At 70.8% G+C, this 20,975-nt stretch carries 24 protein-coding genes; 7 read left to right on the top strand and 17 right to left on the bottom strand.

Annotated elements, in window-relative coordinates:
* The first annotated feature begins 174 nt into the window (after positions 1–174).
* A complete protein-coding gene (locus tag LE548_RS13595; RefSeq protein WP_225097053.1) occupies positions 175–831 on the top strand; it encodes a class I SAM-dependent methyltransferase in 657 nt (218 codons plus the stop codon).
* 1,052 nt (positions 832–1,883) lie between these two features.
* Here the strand turns inward: LE548_RS13595 and LE548_RS13590 are convergent.
* The 11 genes from LE548_RS13590 to LE548_RS13540 all read right to left on the bottom strand — a co-directional run bounded on the left by LE548_RS13590 (position 1,884) and on the right by LE548_RS13540 (position 8,366).
* Positions 1,884–2,135 carry a hypothetical protein gene (locus LE548_RS13590; protein ID WP_225097052.1) on the bottom strand — a complete coding sequence of 84 codons (252 nt, stop codon included), beginning with the start codon at positions 2,133–2,135 and terminating at the stop codon, positions 1,884–1,886.
* A gap of 128 nt (positions 2,136–2,263) precedes the next feature.
* The gene (locus LE548_RS13585) at positions 2,264–2,692 is read right to left on the bottom strand and encodes a CYTH domain-containing protein (RefSeq protein WP_263636039.1); all 429 of its coding nucleotides are present in this window, start codon (positions 2,690–2,692) and stop codon (positions 2,264–2,266) included.
* The gene (locus tag LE548_RS13580) at positions 2,652–4,076 is read right to left on the bottom strand and encodes a hypothetical protein (protein WP_225097050.1); all 1,425 of its coding nucleotides are present in this window, start codon (positions 4,074–4,076) and stop codon (positions 2,652–2,654) included. Before LE548_RS13580 ends, LE548_RS13585 begins: the two co-directional genes overlap by 41 nt.
* A gap of 239 nt (positions 4,077–4,315) precedes the next feature.
* On the bottom strand, positions 4,316–4,504 hold the full coding sequence (locus LE548_RS13575) for a hypothetical protein (RefSeq protein WP_225097049.1): 189 nt from the start codon (positions 4,502–4,504) through the stop codon (positions 4,316–4,318).
* Between the two features lie 20 nt (positions 4,505–4,524).
* On the bottom strand, positions 4,525–4,725 hold the full coding sequence (locus LE548_RS13570) for a hypothetical protein (RefSeq protein WP_225097048.1): 201 nt from the start codon (positions 4,723–4,725) through the stop codon (positions 4,525–4,527).
* Positions 4,707–5,183 (bottom strand): hypothetical protein, encoded by a 477-nt coding sequence (locus LE548_RS13565; protein WP_225097047.1) that lies wholly within the window; start codon positions 5,181–5,183, stop codon positions 4,707–4,709. Before LE548_RS13565 ends, LE548_RS13570 begins: the two co-directional genes overlap by 19 nt.
* Before the next feature lie 86 nt (positions 5,184–5,269).
* Positions 5,270–6,118, bottom strand: coding sequence for a helix-turn-helix transcriptional regulator (locus LE548_RS13560; RefSeq protein ID WP_225097046.1), 849 nt, complete (start codon positions 6,116–6,118; stop codon positions 5,270–5,272).
* The gene (locus LE548_RS13555) at positions 6,115–6,852 is read right to left on the bottom strand and encodes a DUF6879 family protein (RefSeq protein ID WP_225097045.1); all 738 of its coding nucleotides are present in this window, start codon (positions 6,850–6,852) and stop codon (positions 6,115–6,117) included. Before LE548_RS13555 ends, LE548_RS13560 begins: the two co-directional genes overlap by 4 nt.
* A 202-nt stretch (positions 6,853–7,054) precedes the next feature.
* Positions 7,055–7,369 (bottom strand): hypothetical protein, encoded by a 315-nt coding sequence (locus tag LE548_RS13550; RefSeq protein WP_225097044.1) that lies wholly within the window; start codon positions 7,367–7,369, stop codon positions 7,055–7,057.
* Between the two features lie 153 nt (positions 7,370–7,522).
* On the bottom strand, positions 7,523–7,915 hold the full coding sequence (locus tag LE548_RS13545) for a hypothetical protein (protein WP_225097043.1): 393 nt from the start codon (positions 7,913–7,915) through the stop codon (positions 7,523–7,525).
* Positions 7,916–8,198: 283 nt separating this feature from the next.
* A complete protein-coding gene (locus LE548_RS13540; protein ID WP_225097042.1) occupies positions 8,199–8,366 on the bottom strand; it encodes a hypothetical protein in 168 nt (55 codons plus the stop codon).
* A 195-nt stretch (positions 8,367–8,561) separates the two neighbouring features.
* Here LE548_RS13540 and LE548_RS13535 point away from each other — a divergent pair, with 195 nt between their 5' ends.
* The 3 genes from LE548_RS13535 to LE548_RS13525 all read left to right on the top strand — a co-directional run bounded on the left by LE548_RS13535 (position 8,562) and on the right by LE548_RS13525 (position 11,578).
* Positions 8,562–9,512: an N-acetylmuramoyl-L-alanine amidase gene (locus LE548_RS13535; protein WP_225097041.1), complete on the top strand. Its 951-nt coding sequence runs from the start codon at positions 8,562–8,564 to the stop codon at positions 9,510–9,512.
* 86 nt (positions 9,513–9,598) lie between these two features.
* Positions 9,599–10,459: a hypothetical protein gene (locus tag LE548_RS13530; RefSeq protein WP_225097040.1), complete on the top strand. Its 861-nt coding sequence runs from the start codon at positions 9,599–9,601 to the stop codon at positions 10,457–10,459.
* 108 nt (positions 10,460–10,567) lie between these two features.
* Positions 10,568–11,578, top strand: a complete 1,011-nt coding sequence (locus tag LE548_RS13525; RefSeq protein WP_225097039.1) for an LLM class F420-dependent oxidoreductase — start codon at positions 10,568–10,570, stop codon at positions 11,576–11,578.
* Positions 11,579–11,586: 8 nt separating this feature from the next.
* On the opposite strand, the gene LE548_RS13520 is transcribed toward LE548_RS13525, so the two are convergent.
* Positions 11,587–12,168 (bottom strand): hypothetical protein, encoded by a 582-nt coding sequence (locus LE548_RS13520; RefSeq protein WP_225097038.1) that lies wholly within the window; start codon positions 12,166–12,168, stop codon positions 11,587–11,589.
* Positions 12,169–12,369: 201 nt separating this feature from the next.
* Between LE548_RS13520 and LE548_RS13515 the strand changes: the two genes are divergently transcribed.
* Positions 12,370–12,675 (top strand): hypothetical protein, encoded by a 306-nt coding sequence (locus tag LE548_RS13515; RefSeq protein WP_225097037.1) that lies wholly within the window; start codon positions 12,370–12,372, stop codon positions 12,673–12,675.
* Between the two features lie 10 nt (positions 12,676–12,685).
* Here the strand turns inward: LE548_RS13515 and LE548_RS13510 are convergent, their stop codons facing one another.
* Genes LE548_RS13510 through LE548_RS13500 form a run of 3 tightly spaced genes read right to left on the bottom strand, consistent with a single transcriptional unit; the run spans position 12,686 to position 15,914 of the window.
* Entirely contained in the window at positions 12,686–13,756 is a 1,071-nt protein-coding gene (locus tag LE548_RS13510) for a prenyltransferase/squalene oxidase repeat-containing protein (RefSeq protein WP_225097036.1), read from the bottom strand.
* Entirely contained in the window at positions 13,753–14,499 is a 747-nt protein-coding gene (locus LE548_RS13505) for a class I SAM-dependent methyltransferase (RefSeq protein ID WP_225097035.1), read from the bottom strand. Before LE548_RS13505 ends, LE548_RS13510 begins: the two co-directional genes overlap by 4 nt.
* Positions 14,493–15,914 carry a glycosyltransferase family 4 protein gene (locus LE548_RS13500; RefSeq protein WP_225097034.1) on the bottom strand — a complete coding sequence of 474 codons (1,422 nt, stop codon included), beginning with the start codon at positions 15,912–15,914 and terminating at the stop codon, positions 14,493–14,495. Before LE548_RS13500 ends, LE548_RS13505 begins: the two co-directional genes overlap by 7 nt.
* 220 nt (positions 15,915–16,134) lie before the next feature.
* Between LE548_RS13500 and LE548_RS13495 the strand changes: the two genes are divergently transcribed.
* Positions 16,135–16,755 (top strand): TetR family transcriptional regulator, encoded by a 621-nt coding sequence (locus LE548_RS13495; protein WP_225097033.1) that lies wholly within the window; start codon positions 16,135–16,137, stop codon positions 16,753–16,755.
* Here LE548_RS13495 and LE548_RS13490 read toward each other — a convergent pair whose 3' ends face one another.
* Complete coding sequence (locus LE548_RS13490) at positions 16,756–16,920, bottom strand: hypothetical protein (protein WP_225097032.1); 165 nt, start codon at positions 16,918–16,920, stop codon at positions 16,756–16,758.
* Positions 16,921–17,085: 165 nt separating this feature from the next.
* On the opposite strand from LE548_RS13490, the gene LE548_RS13485 reads away from it, so the two are divergent.
* Positions 17,086–20,787 carry an NACHT domain-containing NTPase gene (locus LE548_RS13485; protein ID WP_225097031.1) on the top strand — a complete coding sequence of 1,234 codons (3,702 nt, stop codon included), beginning with the start codon at positions 17,086–17,088 and terminating at the stop codon, positions 20,785–20,787.
* Here the strand turns inward: LE548_RS13485 and LE548_RS13480 are convergent.
* On the bottom strand, positions 20,741–20,974 hold the full coding sequence (locus LE548_RS13480) for a ferredoxin (RefSeq protein ID WP_225097030.1): 234 nt from the start codon (positions 20,972–20,974) through the stop codon (positions 20,741–20,743). The two genes, LE548_RS13485 and LE548_RS13480, sit on opposite strands and share 47 nt — an antisense overlap.
* Position 20,975 lies beyond the last annotated feature (1 nt).

Genomic DNA, 20,975 nt, shown 5'->3' with positions numbered 1-20,975 from the left:
GAGGCGCTGTTCGTCCGCGGCTGCGGCGTACGTCGTGGTTGATCGCGCCCACGCGGCGGAGCCGCACATCGATGCAGCCCCGCGCCTCTTGATTCACGCACCCCCGGTCACACAAGTGGCCGGGGGTGCGGCAGCATGGGTGGCCGGAAACGTCGTACGAACCGGAAGGACCCCATGTCCGCCGCCACCACCCCCAAGCCCGAGATCCTGGCCGCGTTCGAAGCGGCCAAGGGGTTCATGCCCGTGGACGAGGGGCTGGCCCTCTACGCGGTGGCTGTGGAGGCGGGGCGGCTGGGGTTGCCGTTGCTTGAGGTCGGGACGTACTGCGGGCGGTCCACCGTGCTGCTCGCCGACGCGGCTCGGGCGGCCGGGGTCGGTGCGCTGACCGTCGATCACCACCGGGGCAGTGAGGAGCAGCAGCCGGGGTGGGACTACCACGATCCGGAGACCGTGGACCCCGAGGTGGGGCTGATGGACACGCTGCCGACGTTCCGCCGCACGCTGTTCAAGGCGGGGCTGGAGGAGCACGTGATCGCCCTCGTGGGCCGTTCTCCGCAGATCGCAGCGATCTGGAACTCCCCGCTCGGCCTCGTCTTCGTCGACGGCGGCCACACCGACGAGCACGCCGGCGCCGACTACGAGGGCTGGGCGCCGCACGTCGCCGAGGGGGGCTTCCTCGTCATCCATGACGTCTTCCCGGAGCCCGAGGACGAGTTCACCGGACAGGCGCCGTACCGGGTGTATCTGCGGGCACTCGCGTCCGGGGCGTTCGAGGAGGTCTCCGTCACCGGTTCGCTCCGTGTCCTGCGGCGAACGCGGGCAGGGATCTGAGGCCCCAGCTGCAGTACCCGGAAATTGAGCAGGCCAGCCTGACCGGGGCGGGGAGCGGCAGTGTCCGGTCGCCCGCGTGCCGCGAGATCGGCCCGTGGTCATCCCGCGTGCGTGCCACGCCATCCCCCTTGCATCGAAACGACACCTTCCTGACGGGACACCGTCAGGGGAGCGAGGGTGGAGCAACAAGGGCGTGAACCCGGCGCATGAGAACGCCCCCGACCGGAGCCGGGGGCGAAGGGGCTGGTGTTACACCCCGGTCGACCTGTGCGGCTCTGAAGAAGGCGCCAACGGCACCCCCAACGACCTGGCCAGCCTCGTCCGGGCGATCACCTGCCACACGGCATCGGACTGGCCCGCTGGCCGGATCAACGACAGCCTCCCGCTCTCATCCACCCAAGTGAAACCCGTGAAGTCCTGGCTCTCCAGGACAGTCACCCGCACCCCGAACTCCGCCAGCAACTGAAGGAGTGGGGTGTTGAGCAGGTAGTCCGGAGTCGGCTTCGGTTGTGGGGACTGCGATACGCTCCCCATGGAGCCTCCATTTTCCGTAGGTGGGGTTCCGATCGGTCAGCGAGCGGTCAACTCGCTGGTCAAACAGCGGCCGGGGTGTTCCAGCACCTCGGCCGTTTCGCTGTGACTACTAGTCTTCTGGCGTTCAGCGTTCCTCCTCTCATCCCCAAGGACGATCCACAAGATCCACTGTGACCTTGCTGTTATCTCTCGGCTCGGCACCCTCGGACGCCGCAGGGCCGAAGCTACTCGACAGACTGATCCGGACAGACCGCGCGCAGTGATATCCGGGCGGCGTCACCTGCCCCATCGGTGGGGCAGAAGCCGTAATCGAGAATCCGTAACCGAATCAGCGCAGGCTAGCTGGCCTCGCGCTTCCCGTGGTGCAGGGTGTGCTGCAGATTGCTCAGTCGGAAATACCCTCCATCTCAGAACGGCCGAAAATAGTCGGCCATCCTTGTGCCGCAGGCCAATCGCTAGGCGACGACAACACGACAAGGCCCCGACCGCAACCGCGGCCGGGGCCTTTACGCATGCCGTCAGGCAGCCTCCACCGCCGGCGGCTCGGCTGGCCGCTTCCCGGTGAGAACCTGCCGGATCCAGCCCGCGGACAGCCCCATCCGGTTGGACAGCTCCTCCACCGGAACGCCCCGCCGATGCGCCGCCCGCAGTAACCAGTCCCGCCGAGCCCGCCACCGCTCCCGCGCCGTCCGGCCCGCCACCCCGCGATGCAACACCACCGCCGCATGCAGCAGCAGCTGGCCAAACAGGTCATCCCGCGTGCGCGCCACCTCATCCCCCTTACCGTCGAAGCCCACCCTGATGAACGACCACCGTCAGGGCAATGCGGGTCGGCCACAAGGGCGCAAACAGCGGTGTCCCGCCCGTGCAACACGGACGGGACGCATGAGGCAGAGGATCAGGTGACGGTGGAGCGCATCGCCAGGTCCCGGTACGGCAGCTCCACCATCGGGCAATTGGCGATGTCCAGCTCCTTCTCCACCCGCTCGACCAGTCCGGCCGCCGCGACTGCGTCCGTACTCAGCACCTCGGTTTCCACGAAGCTGCCAACGCCGGCCAGCGCGTCGATATTGACCGTGACGTCCGGGAAGTCCGGGTGGCGGTAGGCGACCCGGTGCTTCTCCACCCGCACCAGCAGCTGCATGCCGACCGCCTGGAGCAGCTGGTCCGCCAGCGGGGCCTGCCCGGCACTGGCCAGCACGACGTTCGTCTCCGGCTTCGAGATCACACCATCGGCGCTGTGCGTAGCCGCCGTCGACCCCGGCTTGTAGGTGACCTCGGCGAAATCACCGCGACGCCGAACCCGCAGGCACTCCACCGTCTCCATGTAGTCGACGTCCGGACGGCTGTAGTGAGTACACACGGGCCAGACTGCCCTTGCTGCACCACTGCTGAAGAACCTGCATCCCCTGTGCCAACGCCCCCGAGTCGGCTACAGGAACATTCGAGAAGAGCACCATCTGCTTGGCGTCCTTCAACGGGTTGGGCAGCGCGCGCCGCAAGTACCGGTTGTAGTACGCGCGGTCCCTGCGGATCACGTCCGCCGCGGTGACGGGCATCAGCACCGTACGCTCTTCCTGCGCCGCCTCCGTCGAGTGCACGGCGATCGCGGCGAGCAGGGCATCCAACGTCATGTACGCGTACGTTTCCCTGCCCTCCCGGGTCGCCCACTTCTTCCACACGTCGCCGCACTCTCCGTCGCCGCGCTCGGCGACGTCCAGGAAGCTGTTCAGGGCGATGTCCGTGCACTCGTCGAAGATGTCGCCGTCGACGGTGTAGTGGTCGAGGTAGCACTCGCTCAAAGCGAGCAGCATGGTCTTCTGCGAGTCCGGGAGCCAGTCGATGCCCGTCATTGTGTAGTGCACCCGCTTGTGGCCGTGCCGGGCGTCGATCCAGTCGCCGGCGAGCGGGCCCTCAAGGTACGGCCGGAAGCCGAGGACGCCGGAGCGCCAGACGTGATCCCGCAGCGTGATGCAGTGCCGCTGCACTTCCCGGAAGACCCCCACCGGGCCGGCCGCGACCGCGCTCGTGCGCTCGTCGAGGTTCTGGGCCGGGACGATCCGCGAGTCCTGCCGCAGGACGACGAGGTCGGAGGCGCTGTGGTACGGGTGCGTGCCCTCTTGGAGGTACTGCGGCAGGAACATGCGCAGGAACCGCAGCCACGACCGGGAGGTGTAGGTCTGCATCACCCGGTCGTGCAGGGATGCGGCCTTGACGGCGTACACGTCACGGTAGGCGAACATGCCGCCCGGCCGCAGCACGGTGGGCAGCGTGCGGATCACGCCATGGAGCCCGTGATAGCCGCCTCCGTAGGAGTACACCTCGTGCAGCAGGGCGGAGGCACTGATGACGTCGGCCGGTTCGGTGAGGATCGTGCCGACGTCCTGGGCGAAGCCGGTGACCAGGCGGCAGGTGCCGGCGCGGTTGAAGGCGTGCATGGCCTCTTCCAGCGTCGCGGAGGTGACGCCGGGTACCTCCACCAGGGTCATGCGGACGTCGTCGGGGTGCTGCGCGGAGGGGAGTTGTGAGGCGAGGTAGGCGACGGCGGAGCCCCCGCCGGGGCCGACTTCCACGATGTGGGGGATGCTGTGGCGGATCCGCTGGAGGGCCTTCAGGACGAGGAAGGCTTTCTCCTCGCCGTGCGCGTTGGCCGCGATGTCGATGTAGCCGGCGGAGGTTTTCAGGATGGTGGAGAACGTCGAACCAGGCACGTGCACTCCTCGTTGAGCGCGGTTGGCTGTGGTGGTTCGCCCTCCGGCTGTCCGGAGGGACGTGACGGTTCCGGCCCGGCGGCTGGTACGCGCCGGGGCACGGCGCCTGGCCGCGGTTTCCGGTCCACGGCCAGGCAGACGGTGGGGGACCCTCCGCCTCCTTGAGCCTGGGGTGCAAGAGGCAGGCGGCGCTGGAAACCTCGGCGCCCGACGCGATCGGCGTACGCCGGGCACGAGGGCTACTCCTCGTGCGCCTCGCGGTAGACGTTCCACAGGTCGCCAGCGGTAGTGCACACGCTGCTGTCGACGGCGCAGACGGGGCAGCCCCTGCCGTGGTCGATGTAGGCCCGGTACGCGCGCTGAATGCGGTTGTACTCGGCATCGCTGGCGATCCGGCGGAGATGCCCGACGCCGCTGCCAGCATCCACGTAATGCCGGCCCCCGCGGCTCACCGCCTCCTCCGCACGTGTGGGAAGCGGTGAGCACGGATCTCGACGTTGCAGTCCGTGACCGCGGAGTAGTCCCCGGCCGCCTGCGAGGTGAGGCGTTGGGTGGCGAGCGCTCCGCAGACGTCGCATCCCTTGTGCGGCTCGGGCCAGGGTTCGGGCAGCGGCAGGTGGACGGGTTCACTCAGGGCGTGCGCGGGCACGGTGCGTCCTCCCGCTCGGGTCGGTAGCCGCCGGGGCCGAATGCGGCGGCGAGAAGGGTTGGGTCGGTGAGCCGGCCGGAGCCGTCCGGGGTCGCCACCCACCACCGGCCGCCGACGGAGCGCACGACGGGCGGGCACAGCAGCTCCCAGCCAGCCGGGTGCACAGTGAGGCCGGGGACGTCGTCGAGTTCATCGGTGAGGCCAGCCGGGAGCAGCCACCAGCTGGCGTCGTCATGGAAATCGGCGAGCACCGGCCCATGAGGGTTGAAGCCGAGCCGCCGGATCGCTTCGAGGGAGCGGACGAGCGTTACCTCGGCGACGCGCAAGTGGGCGCCCGCCGGGATCGCGGCCAGCTGCTCGGCCTCCCACGCGTGCTGTACGGCTTCCGGGTTCGGGGTGCAGGACAGTAGCCAGTCCTGGCCTTCCTGCACCGACGCCCAGGGAACGTGTGTCGCCATGAACCGACCGTATGCAGGGCAGTTGCGCGCCTGCGCGCCGATTGCGCGCGATTGCGCGGGCTACCGCGCGGCTTGCGCCTAATTGCCTACGAGAGGTCGAGAGAGGCCCGTGCACGGCCGATCAGACGCCGTGCCGGGGCACCGTACTCGGCGGACTCGTCGAACCACTGCCAGGCCCGCTCGTACAGCTCCACGTCCTCGTCGCCGGTCAGCCATAACTCTTCGCTGATCGTCTCCACGATGACCAACCGGCGATCATAGATCCAGAACGCGTGCGGAGCCGTACGACGTAGCTGCGCACCGAACGGGATGATCCCCAGTTCTATGCGCTTCTGACCTACGAGGTTATAGAGCCGGTCGAGCTGCTGCGCCATCACGTCGACGGGACAGGGCCGGTGATAAAGGGCGGCCTCGCAGAGGATCAACCGGAATGTCTTCTCCGGGTCGTACAGGGCCTCTTGCCTGCGCATCCGCTTCTCGACGGCCGCATCAGTCGTCTGAGGGATGCCGCGGAACTCGGCGAGGGAGTCGAAGACGACGCGCGCGTATTCCGGCGTCTGGAACAAGCCTGGTATCCGGGAGACTTCGAGGGCGCGGATCTGCTGGGTGTTCTCGGTGAGACGGACCGCGATCTCTTGTCGGCCGCGGATGCCGCCGGCCAGCTGCTTGCGCCAGGACCGGTTGCGCTGCTTCATGTCCAGGCCAGCCAGCAGGCCGTGAAGTTCGTCCTCGACGTCCGGCCGGTCAAGGGCGTGCGCCCACACGCTCAGGTCGCTGCGGGTGGGCGTCTGCTTGCCGTTCTGCATGCGGCTGACCTTCGAGGTCTGCCAGCCGAGACGCGCGGCAAGATCTTTCCCTTCCAGCCCTGCCTCGGCGCGCAGTTCCCGCAGGCGCGCACCGAGGGCTTCACGGGCCGTCTGGAAGTCGGTGGTCACACAGTCGAAGCTACCCCGCGCGCGAACTCCTGCGTAGGCACAGCGTGATGCCAGGCAGCGTCTCGGGCCTGGCAGGCGGCGAGCACCTCGGCGGGGTCCTCGGTGACGTACACGCCGAGGGTGGTGTCGTCCTCGTCGAACGCGAACCGGGCGAGGATCTTGGAGTCGAACAGCCAGAAGTCGAAGTCCGGCAGGCGCAGCTGTTCGGCCTGCGCGCGGGGCAGGTTGCGGATGTCCTCGCCGGCAGCGACGTTGCCCGGCGCGCTCGCGAGGAGGAACCGCTGCCCCTCGGTGGGCGGGTCGTCCACCAGGCGCACCCGGGCGAACCGCTTCCTGGCGGCCGTCTGCGCGGTGACGTTCTCCAGCCACCCGCTCGCCTCGGTGGCGATGTCCTCGCCGGCCTGCCAGCGGGCCCACTTCGGGCTGCGCCGGTCGGAAGCGTATCCGGGGCGGGTCTCCAGCCGCCAGGCGGTGTGCCGGAACTCGCGGAACAGGTGGGCGATCGAAGAGAACGGGCGCAACTCGGGCGCCTCAGTCCGGGGCGCGTAGCGGGTGAGCAGACTACGCGGGACGCGTACGAAGGTCTCGGACGGCTTCACGTCCCGAAGCTGTACGAGATGCTCGGGGGCGGTCTCGCGGTCGCCCTGGACGAGGATCTCGTCGGTGCCCTCGATCTCGTACAGGGTGGGGCAGTCGCCCTCGTCGCTGGTGGTGCCGATGAACCTGAGCGTCATGTCGCCTCCGCATCCCTACGGTTGGTCTCAGAATGCGCGGGATGGCGTGCAGATGCCCGCTGATTGCGCTGGATTGCTCGCCGAGGCATGGCGGGCACAGTTGCGCGCAATCCTTGAGTGGGCACCACGAAGCCCCCTGCTCGGCCGTGATGACAGTGCAGAGGGCCTGGGCGATACAGGGCGGCTCTGACCGCAGGCGGGGTCAGACGATCAGCGCCTCCGGCGGTACCTGCGGCAGGAGCGCGCGCATAGCGGGATCCGCGCAAGCGCCCCCCACGCGCTCGTTGTACGCGTCCAGGGTCTTCAGCAGGGAGTCGCTGAGGGCCCGCGCGGTGGTGGCGTGCAAACGGTGCTCAACGCCGTGGACGACAACCCTCACGCACTCGTCGACGTCGTCCTCGGTCAGCTCGGCGGATGCGTGACTGTCAGGCCAGCCCGGCAGGGGTTGCTCCGGCTCGTTCGTCACGAGCTTCTCAGGGCGCTCTCGGCGCGGCTTGCTCGGCTTCTGCCGTCCCATCGTGGATTCTCCTCTCGGCGGCCATCGCCACCCGCCCGTTCAACGAGTGCCGCTGTCGTAGGTTCGCCGCCAGGCGTTGTGGGCTCGCCGACCGACGCGCAGCCGGAGCCAGCTGCACAGTCGATCACAGGATGTCTGTCCTGCCAGGTGTGGTCAGTAATTCTGCTTTTGGCACCACTGCTGGGCGGTGTCCCAGGCTGCCAAGCCAGTAGCACCGTTGTCCGTCAGGTATTCGACGGGTAGCGCTTTCACTTTGCCGTGGGCCTTGAGACGGTCAACGGCACCTTGCATGTCCTGCTGGTATGTCTTGGCATCATCGTCGGTGAGGGTGCCCGCGGCGGCTTCGTTCTGGAACTTGACCAGGTCGAGGCAGTACGTGCCGATGTCGTCCTTCTCGTCAGCGGCCGCGTACGGGGCGGATCTGCTGCCGCTGGGCGCGCTGCTGCCGGAGGTGCTGCCGAGGATCGCCTGGCCGGCGAACAAGGCTCCGGCGGTTATGACGGCGGCGGCTGCTGCGGAGACGACGGTGTTGGCGCGCCGGTTCAAGGGGATCTCCGGTGTCAGGGCGCCCCGCCAGCAGTGCCGGCGGGGGCGTGGTGGTGCGGGAGTGTAAAGGCTTCGGTGGCTTCGGCGCGATCGCATACGTGGCGAACGCGAGCACGGCGGCTGTCCACCCGCAGCCGGTGCCATCCCAGGCGTCGCCGCCATTCGGATCGATCGGGTCGACAGCGAGTATGAAGAACAGGTACGCGGTCGGCCCGAGGATGCAGGCGACGACGGGGCGGAAGGTGCGCAACGGTCCTCCTCCGGGACGGGTTGGGTGCGGCGGTCAGCTCTTGAGGGATCTCCAGCAGACGACCGCTCCCCAGCCGAGGAACGCGGCTATGACGAGGTCGAACAGGCCGCCGCCCTTGAACGCGGATATCAGGCCACCGAGGGCGAGCACGGTCAGCAGCAGCGCGATCAGGACCAGCAGGACGGTCTTCACGACGTGCATGAGTTGTCCTTTGAGGGTGGGTGCGGTCGGATGTGAGACTCCTGTGTGTTGTGCGTCGTTGTAGTGCAGGAGCGGTTTTACCGGCTCTCTCACAGATCATGCGGACGGAGGGGTGTCGGGAACGGTTCGACGGCGTCACCCATAGGGCCGTCCTGGACCGTAGGGACACCCCGGACGGCCGTTAGGGTGGCAGACGTGTCGTACACAGGCCCGGAATTCGAACCCCCGCAGGCTCGCCGACCCCGGCGCGGCCCCATGACCGTGGCGCTCACCGCGCTGGTGCCCGGTGCGCTGCTCGGCTGGGTGGTGTACGAGGCGGTGGGAGGCGGGGGCGGCAACGGGGCGTCCGGCCGTACGGCCTCCGCCGCGTCGGCCTCCCCCCACTCCGCCTCTGCGTCGGTCCGCTCGGCCTCCCCCGACGGTTCCCCCGGCGACGACGGCAAGGACCCGGCCGCCGGTGGAGCCGGGCCGCTCGTGGGCAAGGTCGTGGTCATCGACCCCGGGCACAATCCGGGCAACTTCCAGCACGCCACCGAGATCAACCGCCAGGTCGATATCGGGACGAACCGCAAGGAATGCGACACCACCGGAACATCCACCAACGACGGTTACACCGAGGCCCGGTTCACCCTCGACGTCGCCCACCGGCTGCGCACGCTGCTGGAGGCGCAGGGCGCCACGGTGAAGCTGACCCATGACGGGGACAGCCCGGCCTGGGGGCCGTGCGTGGACGAGCGGGCCCGGTTCGGGAACGCCGCCCACGCCGACGCGGCGATCTCCATCCACGCCGACGGCTCCGCGGAGGGCGACCGGGGCTTCCACGTCATCCTGCCGGGGTCCGTGCACGCCGGTGCCGCCGACACCCGGAACATCGTCGGCCCCTCCCGCGACCTGGGCACGCGCATCGCCGGGAACTTCGTGCGCGACACCGGCGAGCCGCCGTCCAACTACGTCGGAAAAGGTACCGGTCTCGTCACACGTACGGACCTCGGTGGTCTCAATCTGTCAACGGTTCCCAAGGTGTTCATCGAGTGCGGCAACATGCGCGATAGCAAGGACGCGGCACTCCTGACCAGCGGAACCTGGCGGCAGCGGGCGGCGCAAGGAATCTCTGACGGAATCGTGAGTTTCCTGCACGGGTCGTGACCGGCGGGCGGATACGGCCGTACGGCTGGATCTTGCGGACGGTAGTGTCTACCGACGACGAGAGACGACTACGAAGGACCTCTGAAGTGAATATCCGCTCCCTCACTAGAGGCGACGGCGTGGTGATCGGAGCAGCGGTGGTGCTGTTCATCGCGTCGTTCCTCGACAACTACTCGTACAACGTCGATGGCGCCAGCGGCCTCGACATGCCCAACCTCTGGGCGAGCGGACCGGTCCTGCTCGGCGTCGTGTTCGCGGGGATCATCGGTGCCGCGCTCGTCGTCCTCGGCCGTGGCCTGCCGCAGCCCCGCAAGGTGGCCGGGCTGGAACTCGTCCAGGCCGGCACCGCGTTCACCGTCGTCGCCGCGCTCGGTGCCCTCGGCAATGTCATCGACCCGGCCGGCGGCGCGAACAACATCGGTTCTTCGTCCAGCGACGGTCCGGACGCGGGCATGGGCCTGATCCTCGCCCTGATCGCCACGCTGGTCATGGCCGGCGCGGCCATCGCCACCCCGCTCGTCCCGGTGCTCCAGGCCGGTCTGCTCCCGACGCCGAAGCCGGCTGCCCCGCAGCCCTACGGCGCCCAGCCGCCCGGCGGTTACGGCTACCCGGGCGCCCCGGCCGCGGCGGCGCCGTACGGTGCCCAGCCGCAGCCGGGTCAGCCCTTCGGGCAGCCGCAGCCGGCCGCACCAGGGGCCCCGCAGCCGGCCGCGCAGGGTGCTCCGGCGGCGGCTCAGCCGGCCACTGCGGACTTCTCGCCGTTCTGGTTCGCCGTGCCGGTGACCCGTCCGCTGTTCGCGGAGGACGGCTCGCCGACCCCGATCGCCGAACTGGCGCCGGGCACCTGGTACTTGGCCGTCGAGCAGCGCGGTGCCCAGCTGATCGCGCAGACCCAGGACGGCCGCCGCGGTGTCCTCCAGGACACCTCCGGCATCCAGCGCGGCTGACCTCGCGCAGCACGACGTACGGCCCCTCGCCCTTCCGGGCGGGGGGCCGTTGTCGTACGCTCGGCTTCCGGTCAGCGATCTGACGCTCCGTCAGGAAGCAGGTGGCGTATGCGGCTCGGGCTCGCACTGGGGTACTGGGGACGCGGCCCGGACGCCCGGCACGTACCGCTCGCCGTCGAGGCGGAGCGGCTCGGCTACGACTCGGTGTGGACGGCGGAGTCCTGGGGTTCGGACGCCTTCACCCCGCTCACCTGGATCGCGGCGCGGACGTCGACGATCAGGCTGGGTACGGGTGTTGCTCAGATGGCCGCCCGCACCCCGGCCGCCACCGCGATGCACGCCCTCACCCTGGATCACCTCTCCGGCGGACGCGTGCTGCTCGGGCTCGGCCTGTCCGGGCCGCAGGTGGTGGAGGGCTGGTACGGCCGCCCGTTCCCGAAGTCGCCGCTGACCGCGACCCGGGAGTACGTGGACGTCGTACGGCAGGTGCTGCGACGGCAGGGGCCGGTGGAAGTGGACGGGCGGTTCCATCCGCTGCCCTACCGGGGGCCGGACGCGACCGGGCTCGGCCGGCCGCTGAAGTCCATCACGCATCCGCTGCGGCCCGATCTGCCCGTGCTGCTCGGCGCCGAGGGGCCGAAGAACGTGGCGCAGACGGTGCGGATCGCCGACGGCTGGCTGCCGCTGTACTGGGCGCCGAGCCGGCCCGAGGTGTACGGGGAGGCCGTGCGGAAGCTGCCCGAGGGATTCATGGTGGCTCCGCTGGCCCAGGTGCGGGTGTGCGACGACGTGGCCGAGGGGCTGCTGCCCGTCAAGGCCATGCTCGGCTTCTACATCGGCGGGATGGGGCACGCGGCCCGCAACTTCCACGCCGACCTGATGGCCCGTATGGGGTACGAGGGGCAGGCGCGGCGGATCCAGGAGCTGTTCCTCGCCGGGCGGCGGGAGGAGGCCGTGCTGGCCGTGCCGGACGCCTTCGCCGACGAGATCTCGCTGGTCGGGCCGCGTGCGCGGATCGCCGAGCGGCTGGCGGCATGGCGCGCGGGCCCGGTGACCGACCTGCTGGCCGTCTCACCGGACCCGCACACGCTCAGGGTGCTGGCGGAGCTGAACTCCTAGCGGTCTAGCTACCCTTTGGCGAGCTGGGACGCCGAGGGCACCTGGTCCTTGACCGGGGCGCCCGCGCTGGCGCCCGCGCCCTTGACCTTGTTGATCGTGTCGTTGAAGGAGTTGACCGCGCCGGCGTCACCGTTGCGGAGCTTCGCCGGCAGGTTCTTCAGCGCGTCGATGCCTGCGGAGAGCGGCGCGAGCGCCTTGGCGAGCTTCGGGTCGCCCTGGGCGTTCCTCTCGGCGGCCTTGAGGCGGTTGTAGGTGAAGGCACCGGCCAGACCGGCCTTCACCAGGGCCGACTTGCGGCCGTCGGCGCCCTTCTTGAACTTGCCCGCCTTCCAGGGCTTCACGATCCACTGGTAGGTCGCGCCGGCCGCGAGGCCCGCGTTGGCCACGAACCGGGTCTTGGCGAACTTCTGGCGCTCCGCCGACGTCGTCGGGCTGGGGGTGTCGGCGGCGGGGACGGCCTGGAGGGCCGCGGTGTCCTTCGTGGTGTCCTTCGTACTAGCCGTCTCGCCAGTGCCGCAGGCCGTGGCCCCGGCCAGCAGGGCGGTGCAGAGCGTGAGCGCCACGCAGAGGCGCCGTATCGGTACGGGCACGAGGTCCTCCGGACGAGTCGCGTCTCCCCGAGCGGTTTGCTTTCTCCGGCAGCGTCACCCGAGGCGGCCGACTGCGCCACTCGGGGGACGCCGTTCGGGTCACACCGTCCGGGTCACACCGTCCCGGTCTCACCATCCGGGTCACACCGTCCGGGTTTCACCGTCCGGGTTTCGGAGCCCGTTTTGCGGCAATCCGCAGGTATGACCCCTGTCACCCCTCGCTATCGCTCCTACGGCGCACATCCGGCCCGGAGGATCGTCGCGACCGTCGCCTACGTCATGGCGGCGATCATCGGCCTGTGGATCCTGCTGTTCCTGGTGCATGCGAACCGGTCCAACGGTGTGGTCCGGTTCGTGCACGACGCGGCGACGTGGCTGGCGGGCTGGGCCCAGGGCATCTTCACCTTCGACCAGGAGTGGGCACGGGTGGTCTGCGACTACGGCCTGGCGGCGGTCGTGTACCTGATCGTGGGCCACGCCCTCGCAGGCCGCCTGTACCGGCGCTGAAGGCCGTGGGTCAGCCGCAGCAGTCCGGGTCCAGCCCCGCCGGCAGCCGCTCCCCGCCGAAGACCGCGCACGTCGCCTCGTGGCCCCCGAGAGCGGCCACCGCGAGCAGCAGGGAGCCCGCCGTCCACGTGGTCAGCTCGCGCGGCCAGATCGCGTCGTCCTCGAAGACGTACCCCGTCCAGTACAGGCCGCTGTCCGGGTCGCGCAGGTGCTGGATGGACTGGAGGATCGTCAGGGCGCGGTCGGACTCCCCCACCGCCCACAGGGCGAGGGCGAGTTCGCTGGACTCGCCGCCGGTGACCCAGGGGTTGGGGACCACGCAGCGTACGCCGACGCCGGGCACCACGAAGCGGTCCCAGGACTCGGCGATGCGGGCCATGGCCTCCTCGCCGGTCAGCGCGCCGCCGAGGACCGGGTAGTACCAGTCCATCGAGTAGCGGTCCTTGTCGAGGAACCGCTCCGGGTGGCGGCGGATCGCGTGGCGCAGTGCGCCGACCGCCAACTCCCAGTCCGGCTGCGGCTCTTCGCGCTGTTCGGCGATCGCGAGGGCGCAGCGCAGCGCGTGGTGGATCGAGGAGCTGCCGGTGAGCAGCGCGTCCGCGGTCGGCGTGCCGTCGGCGTCGCGCCGCCAGCCGATCTGGCCGCCGGGCTGCTGGAGCCTGAGCACCCATTCCACGGCCGCGTACACGGTGGGCCACATGCGGTCCAGGAACGTGTCGTCGCCGGTGGCGAGGTAGTGGTGCCAGACGCCGACGGCTATGTAGGCGACGAAGTTCGACTCGCGGGCGCGGTCGGTGACGTCGTCGTGGGCGCCGTCGGCGTAGGCGGCGTACCAGGAGCCGTCCTCGTTCTGGTGCCGGGCGAGCCAGTCGTAGGCCCGCTCGGCGGCCGTGTGCTCGCCGGCCGCGTCCAGGGCCATCGCGGCCTCGGTGTGGTCCCAGGGGTCCAGGTGGTGCCCGCGGAACCACGGGATCGCGCCGTCCTCCCGCTGTACGGCGAGGATGCCGCGGACGGTCGCGGCGGCCTGCCCGGCGGTGAGGACCCCGGGCAGGACGAGGTGTTCTGTCCGGGGCGTCGTCACTGGGCGGCCACCTCGGCGGACAGACGGGGCAGGTGGGGCTTGGTCGCGTAGAGGACGAAGCTCTTGCCGATGACCGGGTTGAGGGCCTGCTCGGCGACGCGCGTGGCGAGCGGCTTCTTCATGATGTCCCAGACCAGCAGCTTGTGGTACGCCCGCACCGGCAGCGCCTTGTCGTTGTCGACGCCGAACGCGCACTTCAGCCACCAGTACGGCGAGTGCAGCGCGTGCGCGTGGTGGCTGCCGTACGGCTTGAGGCCGGCCTCGCGGACCTTCGCCGTCAGTTCGTCGGCCTTGTAGATGCGGATGTGGCCGCCCTCGACCTCGTGGTAGGCGTCGGACAGCGCCCAGCAGACCTTCTCGGGGCCGTAGCGGGGCACGGTGATGGCGATCCGGCCGCCGGGCCTGAGCACCCGCACCATCTCCGCCAGCACGCCCTTGTCGTCGGGGATGTGCTCCATCACCTCGGAGATGATGACGACGTCGAAGGACTCGTCCGGGAAGGGGAGGGCCAGGGCATCGCCCTCCATGGCCGTGGCGGTGGCACCCTCGGGCGCCTCCCCGGCCTCCTTCATCGCGGCGAACCACTTGGCGACCTCGCGGATCTCCTCGCCGTTCTGGTCCAGGGCCACGACCTGGGCGCCGCGCCGGTAACACTCGAAGGCGTGCCGGCCGGCCCCGCAGCCGAGATCCAGGACACGGTCGCCGGGGGCGAGCGGGAACCGGGAGAAGTCGACGGTCAGCACGTGGCCCTGCTTTCGGTGTAGACGCCTGTTGCCGCGGCCGCGGGGCGGCCCTCGGGGTGCGGCATGGGGTACGGCTCGGTGTGCGGCACGGGGTACGGCCGGGTACGGAGGCCGCCGGTGCGGGCGATGGCCTCGCGGTAGCGGGCGACGGTGCCCTCGGCGGCCCGCGCCCAGGTGAAGCGGGCGAGCACCCGCTCCCGGCCGGCCCGGCCGAGCCGCACCCGCAGCTCCGGGTCACCGAGCAGCCGTACGAGCCCGGCGGCGAGCGCGCCCGCGTCCCCGGGGGTGACGGCCAGGCAGGTCTCGCCGTCGCGGCCGGCGACCTCGGGGATGGCGCCGCCGGTCGTGGCGACCAGCGGGGTGCCGGTGGCCATGGCCTCGGCGGCGGGCAGCGAGAAGCCCTCGTACAGCGAGGGCACGCAGGCGACCTCGGCGGAGCGGATCAGGTCGACGAGTTCGGCGTCGGAGATGCCCTTGACGAACTCGACGGCGCCGGCGAGGCCGTACCGCTCGATGGCCTGGGCCACCGGCCCCTCCTCGGGGCGCTTGCCGACGACGACGAGATGGGCGGCCGGGTGCTCGGTGCGCACCTTGGCCAGCGCCTCCACGAGGAAGACCAGGCCCTTCAGCGGCACGTCGGCGCTGGAGGTGGTGACGATCCGGCCCGGCACCTCGGGCACGGCCGGATTCGGCGAGAACAGGTCGGTGTCGGCGCCGATGTGGATCACGTGGATGCGGTCGTCGCGGACGCCGAGGTGGTCCACGATCTCCTGCCGGGAGGTGCCGGAGACGGTGAGGACCGAGGGCAGCCGGCGGGCGACGCGCTTCTGCATCCGCGTGAAGGCGTACCAGCGGCGGACCGAGTAGCGCCGCTGCCGGGTCTCGGCCGCGTCCAGCTCCAGCTGCCGGTCCACGGTGATGGGGTGGTGGATGGTGGTGACCAGGGGGGCGCCGATGTCGCCCAGCAGGCCGTACCCGAGCGTCTGGTTGTCGTGGACGACGTCGAACTCACCGCGCCGGGCGCGCAGATGGCGGCGGGCACGCAGGGAGAAGGTCAGCGGCTCGGGAAACCCGCCGGTCCACATGGTCGCGACTTCGAGACCGTCGATCCAGTCCCGGTACTCGCCCCGCCCCGGGGTGCGGAAGGGGTCGGGCTGGCGGTACAGGTCGAGGCTGGGCAGCTCGGTGAGGGTGAGCCCGGGATACCCCTCGTCGAGGACGGGGTACGGCTGCGAGCCGATCACCTCGACGCGGTGCCCGAGCCGGGCCAGCTCGCGCGAGAGGTGCCGTACATAGACACCCTGCCCGCCGCAGAACGGGTTCCCTTTATAGGTGAGGAGCGCGATGTCGAGCGGTCGCTCGCCGTCGGCCGCGGGGTCCTTGCGGGCACCCGCGTTCCGGGCCTCAGCGGTCACTCCGTGCCCCCTTCTGCCTGCGCTGTCCCGCGAGACTACGCCGGGACGCTAATCTAGAACAAGTTTCAGACTTGATCGTTCAAGAGGCTCTGAATCTACCGGCAGGTAGGGGTGCTGTGAGCGGTGGATCAGGTGATTCACGCCACGGCGGACCGCCCTGTCATGCTGTTTGATCACGTGCCCTACAGACGCCCTCACCGACTGTCACGGAACGGGACCCATGCCTGCGGAAGCCAGTATGTCGAGGCCGGCCTCACCGCCCCTCACCGAGCGGCAGGAGGCCCGCCGCCGCCGGATCCTGCACGCGAGCGCCCAGCTGGCCAGCCGGGGCGGTTTCGACGCGGTGCAGATGCGCGAGGTGGCCGAGTCCTCCCAGGTCGCCCTCGGCACCCTCTACCGCTACTTCCCGTCCAAGGTGCATCTGCTGGTCGCCACCATGCAGGACCAGCTGGAGCACATGCACGGCACGCTGCGCAAGAAGCCCCCGGCGGGCGACACGGCGGCCGAGCGGGTGGCGGAGACGCTGATGCGGGCCTTCCGGGCGTTGCAGCGCGAGCCGCACCTGGCCGACGCGATGGTCCGCGCGCTCACGTTCGCCGACCGCAGCGTCTCCCCCGAGGTCGACCAGGTCTCCCGCCAGACGACGGTGATCATCCTGGACGCGATGGGCCTGGAGAACCCGACCCCCGAGCAGCTCTCGGCGGTCCGCGTCATCGAGCACACCTGGCACTCGGCCCTCATCACCTGGCTCTCGGGCCGCGCCTCCATCGCCCAGGTCAAGATCGACATCGAGACGGTGTGCCGGCTGATCGATCTGACGGAGCCGGGCGGGCATTCCTGATCACCGCTGCTTCCAGTGCCGCAGGGCACCGAGCAGTTGACCGAGCACCTTGAGCGCCGCGGTCCTGCGGGCGGGCTTGCTCGACCATACGGCGGGCAGGACGACGCCGGCGTAGACCGCGAGGAAGACGAGGGCGGCGAGGAGCAGGGGCGGCTGGACGGTCATGGCGTTCCCTCCGGGGGCGTACGACGGGTGGCTTGCCCGACGACGATGGCCCCTGCGCGCCGCGCCTCGGCCGAACCCCGAATCCCGCCGAACCCCCGGCGAAAGCCGCAGGTCACTCCGTAGGCTTCGGAGTCGTACACCGAACGGTGGCGAAGGAGTGGGGAGTTGGCCGCAGCAGTGCCGGGTCCGGTCGGGGAGTTCTGTGCCGCGCTGGGGCGTCTGGTGCGGGCGTGCGGGGTGCCGCAGACGGAGATCGCGGCGATGCTCGACCTGAGCGCCGGTGCGGTCTCGGCGCTGCTCAACGGGAACCGGCGCAGGGCTCCGGAGTGGGACGCGGTACGGCGGATCGTGCTGCTGTGCGGGGAACGGCACGGCTCCGGCCGGCGGACGCCGTTGCCTGCGGGCCTGCGGCTGGATGTGGAGTGGTGGCGGGGGCGGTACGGGGAGGTGGAGGGGGCGGTCGAGAGCGGGCGGGGGAAATCCCGCCGCTCGTCGGGAGCGGATCCGCTCCCGGCTGCTGTCCCTCCCGAGCCCCTTGACGTGTCCGAGTACCTGTACATGAGGACCGACGACGCGGTGCGCCTGCTGGCGGACGGACGGCCGGGCCTGGACCCCGACCGGGTGTGGGGCCGGCAGGGGGAGGCCCCGGACCCACGCCTCTCCCTCAGCCTCCTGCTGGACGGCTTTCCCGAGCGGGTGCGGGCCGCGCACGGCCTTCGGCGCCGGGCGCTCCTCCAGGCCGCCCGGATGGTCCTCATGGTGGAGGCGCTGGTGGGGTGCCGGACATCGGTGCTGAGCAGTGCACGGTCATTGGTCGACGACCTGCTGGGCGGGGCGGCCGCGGATCATGTGTGGACCACCGACGGCGCGGTCGACCCGGTCCTGCGGGCGCGCGTCCTGGGGACGCTGCCCGAGTCCATGTGGCAGCCGTTCCTCGACCGCTACGGGAGCCGGGCGGCCGGGATCGCCGCGGCCTGCCCCGAGTTCGCGCTGGCGGCCAACCTGCCCGGCGGGGCGGGGGACGGCCCCGAGGACGGCCACGGGACCGGCCTTGCCGGGCTGGGGCGACTGCTCACCGCGTTCGCGGGCGGGGCCGGCCCGGCCGTGGCGGGCCGCGCCCGGCTGGACGACCCGATCGCCGCACTCGATCCGCACGGCCCCCGGCTGCCGAGCCTGGCGGAGGGCTATGTCACTCCCCGCTTCCAGCTGGCCCGTCCGCGCTTCGAGCCGGGTTCCCGGGACGGGGTCGCCTCCGACAAGTGGTGGGAGGCGCGGCCTGCGTACGACGGGTTCGAGCGTTTCCTCGCCGCCTACCTCCTCAGCCTCCCCGCGCTGTTGAGCCCCCTCGTGGTGCTGGGCCACCCCGGCGCCGGGAAGTCGCTGCTGACCAGGCTGCTCGCCGCGCGGCTGCCGGCCGGCGCGTTCCGTCCGCTGCGGGTGGAACTGCGGCGCACCCCGGCGGAGGCGAGTGTGCAGGCACAGCTGGAGCACGCGCTGGAACAGGCGACAGGACGGGCGGTCGGCTGGCCCGACTGGTCCGAGTCCGAGCCCGGGGCCGTCCCGGTGGTCCTGCTGGACGGCTTCGACGAGCTGCTCCAGGCGGGCGCCCACCTCCTCGACTCCGGCCGGCAGTGGGACTATCTCCAGGAGGTCGAACGGTTCCAGAGGCGCGAGGCCGAGCAGGGCCGTCCGCTGATCGTGGTGGTGACCAGCCGCACCGTGGTGGCGGACCGCGCGGAGATCCCGGAGGGCAGCCAGGTGCTCCGGCTGGCGCCGTTCGGCACGGACGAGATCGAGCGCTGGCTGGACATCTGGAACACCACGAACCGGTCCTACTTCGCACGGCACGGACTGCTCCCGCTGACGTCCGCTGCCGTCCTGCCGCACCGGGAACTCGCCTCCCAGCCGCTGCTGTTGCTCATGCTCGCGCTGTACGACGCGGTCGGCAACGGCCTCGGATCCTCGCAGACCGAGCGGCTCGACCGTACCCAGTTGTACGAGCGGCTCTTCACGGAGTTCGTCCGCCGCCAGGTCGTCAAGGACGGCCCGCTGCCGGCGGCCGAGCAGGACAGGGCCGTCGACGGTGAGCTGCACCGGCTGTCGGTGATCGCCCTCGGCATGCTGCACCGCGGGGCCCAGGCCATCAGCGGCGAGCAGGCGGACCGGGACCTGCACGCGCTGGCCCCCGGCGCTCCGGGCCCGCAATCCCCGGGCGCCGAGCCGCTCTTCGGCCAATCCCCGGGCGCCGAGCCGCTCTTCGGCCGCTTCTTCTTCGTCCATGAGGCGCAGGCCGTGGTGACCGACCAGCGCCTGCGCAGCTACGAGTTCCTGCACGCGACGTTCGGCGAGCATCTGGCGGCCCGGCTGATCGACCGGGCGTTGCGCCGGCTGGCGGAGTCCGGGAGCCAGGACGACGGTGAGCTGTACGCCCTGCTGTCCTTCACCCCGCTCACCGACCGGGACCAACTCCCGCGGAACCTGGGGGACATGCTCGCCGCCTGGCCGGACGGCGAGGCCCGGGACAGGCTGCCCGGCCTGCTGGCCGTCCTGTTCCGGCAGACGGAGTGGGACAACCCCCACCGCACCGATCCGGGGCACGCGCCGGCAGCGGTCACCAGGACGTACCGGAACGCCGTGTACGAGGTGAATCTGCTGCTGATCGCGGTGCTGGCGGCGGGCGAGGTGTACGCGTCGGCGTTCGTGGAGAGCGGCGACCTGGTCGACGGCTGGCGGCGGTATGCGTTGCGATGGCAGTCTCAGCTGTCGTCCGAGTCCTGGGACCTGCTGTCCTCCGCACTGCACCCGGAGCGCTGCACACGGGACCGTGAGCCGGATCTGCGGATCAGTACCCGCCAGGTGCCGCTCCTCCAGCACGAGCTGAACTGGCAACTGGGCGCCATGAGCACACGGTTCGGCTCGTATCACACGGTGCCGGAAGAGGTCGCCCCGTCCGGCATCTCGGGTACGGTAAGACGGGTGATGTTCGTCGGCGACAGCGACGCCGAATTCCTGCTGCACGCCGTTCACCCGCTCCTGCGCCAGATGCCCGGCACACTCCACGCGTACCAGCTGGACGAGGACAGGTTCGTCCGCTCTGCGGCGAAGGCACTCCTGGCCCTGCTCTGCCGGGACTGGTCCGACTCCGCGGCGCTGCCCGGCCTGTACGCCAGATGTCTGCGCCACCTGGAGCACCTGCCCGAGCACAACCAGGGCCGTTACCTGGAAGCGGTGGCCCGCCAGTTGAGGCACGACGCCGACGACCTGTCCGACGCCGCGCTCCTGCGCCTGGTACTTCAGCTCGGCAAGTCCCTCGACGGGAGAGTCCTCTCCGCGGCGGCCCAGAAGTCGTTGCTGGACTTCGTCCACTCCGTCGTGGGCAGGGGTGGCGCGATGCTGGGCGTGGAACTCGCCTCTCTCCAGGACTTCGTCTACCGCATGGAGCCCGGTGCCGGATACGACCGTCCCCTGAACCGCCTGCTCCGGCTGACCAAGGTCGGCCGGAACAGCGGTACCTGGCTGCTCGTCGTGGGGCGGGGAAAGGCCGCCACGCCCCTCTTCGACGATGTCCTCGCGCGCCTCGACCTCACGATGGCCGCCGCCCGGCATCCGTCCGCCATCGTCGACCTCCTCCGCCTGGCCGCCGACCTCGGCCTGGACGACTGGCTGGCCGGGAACGCGGCCCGGCTCCTCGCCGCCCTTCCCGCCGAGGCCTTCGCCCTGCTCCGCCCCACCGACCTTCCCCACCTCCGGGCGGCGCTCCCGGACGGCGTGTACGCCGCCGAGTTCGCCAGGCTGGAGCGGATCTGGCGGGGACCGGCCCTCACTCCTCCGGCGGAAACACCCCCTCCCCACTCCCCACCAGCGTGATCAGAATCGCCTCCACCGGACACCCCTCCGCCGCCGCCAGAACCGGCTCGCTCGCGTCCGTGTCCGCCTCCACCGGGTGGGACTGGCGGGCGGAGTCGAGGCGGAAGGCGTCGGGGGCGTGGTGGAGGCACTGGGCGGAGCCGATGCACACCGACCGGTCGACCTCGACGTGCCAGCGGTCGCCCATG

This window comes from Streptomyces sp. CoH27, from assembly GCF_020181035.1.
In the GTDB taxonomy this organism is placed as follows: Bacteria; Actinomycetota; Actinomycetes; order Streptomycetales; family Streptomycetaceae; genus Streptomyces; species Streptomyces camelliae.
Note: the sequence above shows the minus strand (reverse complement) of the source record. Positions and strands in the feature narration are given on the sequence as shown.